This is a genomic window from Aeromonas sp. 604176, from assembly GCF_049170755.1.
In the GTDB taxonomy this organism is placed as follows: domain Bacteria; phylum Pseudomonadota; class Gammaproteobacteria; order Enterobacterales; family Aeromonadaceae; genus Aeromonas; species Aeromonas veronii_A.
The window spans coordinates 1-4,096 of the sequence record NZ_JAAKNE010000188.1 but is presented as its reverse complement, the minus strand read 5'-3'; the positions used below and the strand labels follow the sequence as shown (position 1 = coordinate 4,096).

The window sequence follows — 4,096 nt, the reverse complement described above, 5'->3', positions numbered from 1 at the left end:
GCATTCGCCATGCGAGAGTAGGACACTGCCAGGCACCCAATACAAGAAACCCCGCTCATCGAGCGGGGTTTTTTATTGCCTGCAATTCAGCACGTTGCCGGATTATTAGACTTTCCCCTTCTTGTCATTCATTGATTACCCTTCTAAAGCCCCAAAAAGGCCTCTTTTCTGTTCGATATTTCCTCACTAGTTCAATGTGTTGGATATAAAAAGCACAGAATGTGATGCCTCTACCTTTCTTGTGATGCCTGCTCTGGTTTAATTCTTCAGTCCACATGGATGGACCAAGGAATCACAATAATTTAAGGAATAGACCCATGTTCAAAAGAACAGTAACGATGATGCTGGCGGCGGGAACCCTGGTATTAGGCGGTTGCGCATCCAATGGTGGTGCAGAGCAGGCGGGGGCAGACAACAGCGACTTCGGTGGCAAGTCCATCTACCTGCGCGGGGAGATGAACGACTGGATGGCGACTGATGAAAGCAAGGTAGTCAAGGTGGCCGACAAGCTCTATATGGCCAAAGGCTCCCTCAAGAAAGAGTGGGCCCCCTACAAGTTCAAGTTTGCTGATTCAGGCTGGAGCTGCGGTACCAACTTTGGCTACAAGAGCCCGAGTGATGGTGTTGCCGTGTTGGGTGGTGAGGCGGTGCCGGTCAACCCCTGTTCCAAGTATGAGGACATGAAGTTCTCACCTGATGCTGATGGCGTCTACGAGTTCTATCTGAATATGGCGGGTGAAACACCGACGGTTTACGTCAAGAAGCCCTGATCTATCTCTGAGTGTTAAATCTCTCAGTAAATTAATCAGTTAAGTGCCTCGGTCCAGAAATCTGCTGGCCGGGGCATTTTTTTAGGTTAGAATCGGCGCCCTCATGGCATCAGGTTTACTATATGTTGTGTCATTAATTTTAGATGGCACCATTAGTTGTGTTTTCTGCTGTTGTCATGATGTCGATGCATTCACATAAGGTTGATTGAAAATGGCTAAATCGAACCCGGTGCTGGAGAGTGAGCTTGGCTCCCGTCTTATCCCCATGCAGGAAACGTCCCTCGAGATCTGGGATAGCAAGTATCGCCTCAAGAGCAAGGATGGCACTCCCATCGACAGCTCTATCGACGAGACCTACCAGCGGGTAGCCCGTGCGTTGGCAGAGCAGGAGCTGGAACCTGAGGCCTGGTATGAGCCGTTCCTGTGGGCACTGCGCAATGGTGCCATTCCGGCGGGCCGCATCACCTCTAATGCGGGGGCGTTTGAGCACAAGCCTGCCACTTCAACCATCAACTGTACTGTTTCCGGCACCATCGAAGATTCGATGGACGATATCCTCGGCAAGGTGCACGAGGCTGGCCTGACCCTGAAAGCCGGGTGCGGTATCGGCTATGACTTCTCGACCCTGCGCCCGCGCGGTGCCTTTGTCTCCGGTGCAGGTGCCTACACTTCCGGCCCGCTCTCCTTTATGGATATCTATGACAAGATGTGTTTCACCGTCTCGTCAGCCGGTGGCCGTCGTGGCGCCCAGATGGGCACCATGGATATCCGTCATCCTGATGTGATCGAGTTTATTCAGGCCAAGCGTGAAGATGGTCGCCTGCGTCAGTTCAACCTCTCCCTGCTCATCACCGAAGATTTCGTCAAGGCGGTGAAAGAGGATGCCCCCTGGCAGCTGATTTTCCCCTACACCGCTAAAGAGGTGGAGCAGGATGGCATTGCGCTGGACGATCCCGCTCAGGTGCTCTGGGCCGACTGGCCCAACAAGGAAGGGGTTGTATTCAACGAGTTGGGGCAGGTCGCTTGTAAGGTCTACAAGACCCTGCCAGCCCGCAAGCTGTGGAATGTCATCATGACCTCCACCTATGACTATGCAGAGCCCGGCTTCATCCTGATCGACAAGGTCAACCAGATGAACAACAACTGGTTCTGTGAAGAGATCCGCGCGACCAACCCCTGTGGTGAGCAGCCGTTGCCGCCTTACGGTGCCTGCCTGCTTGGCTCGGTCAATCTGACCAAGTTTGTGCGCGCCCCTTTTACTGAAAACGCTGCGTTCGATTGGCAGGCGTTTCGCAAGGTCGTGGCCATCTTTACCCGCATGCTCGACAACGTGGTGGAGATCAATCAGCTGCCGCTGGCCAAGCAGCGCGAGGAGATCATCAACAAGCGCCGTCATGGCATGGGCTTCCTGGGGCTTGGTTCGACCCTGACCATGCTGCAGATCAAATACGGTTCTGCCGCGTCAGTCGCCTTTACCGAGCAGGTATCTCAGGAGCTGGCGATGACCGGCTGGCAGGAGTCACTGCGTCTGGCCAAGGAGAAAGGCTCTGCCCCCATCATGGAGCAGGAGTTTGAAGTGACTGGCAAGATGCTGCGTCTGCGCCCGGAAATGGCGGCTGATGGCATCAAGGTGGGTGACAAGGTGAAGGGCAAGGTGCTGCATGCGCGCTACAGCCGTTATATGCAGCAGGTTGCCGAAGTAGATCCTGCGCTGGTCACCGAGCTGGCCGAAGTGGGTGGGCGTTTCACTCACCACAGCAGTATTGCACCGACCGGCACCATCTCGCTGTCACTGGCCAACAACGCCAGCAACGGCATTGAGCCGAGCTTTGCTCACCACTACAGCCGCAACGTCATCAAGCCGGGCAAGAAGAGCAAGGAGAGCGTAGATGTCTACTCCTTCGAGCTGTTGGCCTATCGCGAGCTGGTGAATCCGGCCGCCATGCCGTATGCCGATGATGAGGCGAGCCGTCTGCCGGACTACTTCATTACTGCTGATGACATCACCCCGGCGCAACATGTGGACATTCAGGCGGCGGCCCAGCGCTGGATCGACTCCTCCATCTCCAAGACTGCCAACGTGCCGACTGATTTCCCGTTCGAGCAGTTCAAGGACATCTACATGTATGCCTCGGACTCCGGCCTCAAGGGCTGCACCACCTTCCGCTTCAATCCGGAGGCCTTCCAGGGCGTGCTGGTGAAGGAGAAGGATCTGGAGAACACCCTGTACGATTTCACCCTGGAGGATGGCTCCGTCATCTCCGTCAAGGGGAACGAAGAGATTGAATACGATGGTGAGCTGCACACTGCTGCCAACCTCTACGATGCCTTGAAAGAAGGCTACTACGGTAAATTCTGAGAACGACATTATGGTCAAAAAGATCGACAAGAAAATCGTCGCCTACAAGGTGCGTACCAAGGATGAGCCGCAAGAAGAGCTGTCCCCGCAGGATGACGTGGTGCACATGCATGAAACCGTGCTGCGTCCGGAGCGACTGATGGGCACCACCTACAAGCTGAAGACGCCGGAGCATGTCTCCGAGCACTCGCTGTTCATCACCATCAACGACATCATTCTCAACGAGGGTACTGTTCACGAAACCCGCCGCCCGTTCGAGATCTTCATCAACTCAAAGAGCCTGGAACACTACCAGTGGATCGTTGCGCTGACCCGCATTATCTCAGCCGTATTCCGCAAAGGTGGGGATGTCACCTTCCTGGTGGAGGAGCTGCGCTCGGTGTTTGATCCCAAGGGCGGCTACTGGAACAAGGGCAAGTACGTTCCATCGCTGATCGCCGAAATTGGCAACGTGATCGAGAGCCATCTCACCGAGATCGGCATGCTCAAGGCGCCGGGGCTGGACGAGCATCAGCAGGCGTTTCTGGCCGAGAAACAGGCTGAATTGAAAGCCGCTCAGGAGGCCGAAGAGCAACAGGCTGGCAGCGGTTTCCCGGCCAATGCCGCGCTCTGCTACAAGTGCCACACCAAGGCGCTGGTGCTGAAGGATGGCTGCATGACCTGCCTCAACTGTGGCGACTCCAAGTGCGGCTGACAAACATGCTCAAGTAGTTGAACGATAGAAAAAAGACCGGCCACAGTGCCGGTCTTTGTATTGCTGTTTTTATGCGCAATCAAATTAGGCGGCCAAGTGATTTGTTGCGCGATAGTAAAATCGGGCGTAGCGTTGAGGGTAATAAAACTGTCACGGCCGTGTGGTTTCAATGACATCTGAGATTCACACACGTGGCCCTTCAGTGCCAAGGAGGATGCTTATGGACAATACGGACCGAAAGCTGTTTATCCTGGATACCAACGTTCTGCTTCA

General features: G+C 54.8%; 3 protein-coding genes. All 3 read left to right on the top strand.

Features of this window, described 5'->3' with window-relative positions; all coding sequences use genetic code 11:
* Nucleotides 1–317: 317 nt before the first annotated feature.
* Nucleotides 318–770 carry a pullulanase gene (locus tag G5358_RS20255; RefSeq protein ID WP_267518299.1) on the top strand — a complete coding sequence of 151 codons (453 nt, stop codon included), beginning with the start codon at nt 318–320 and terminating at the stop codon, nt 768–770.
* Nucleotides 771–981: 211 nt separating this feature from the next.
* A complete protein-coding gene (locus G5358_RS20250; RefSeq protein WP_216952896.1) occupies nt 982–3,129 on the top strand; it encodes an adenosylcobalamin-dependent ribonucleoside-diphosphate reductase in 2,148 nt (715 codons plus the stop codon).
* Between the two features lie 10 nt (nt 3,130–3,139).
* Nucleotides 3,140–3,823, top strand: coding sequence for an NrdJb (locus G5358_RS20245; RefSeq protein ID WP_216952897.1), 684 nt, complete (start codon nt 3,140–3,142; stop codon nt 3,821–3,823).
* The last annotated feature ends 273 nt before the right edge of the window (nt 3,824–4,096 follow it).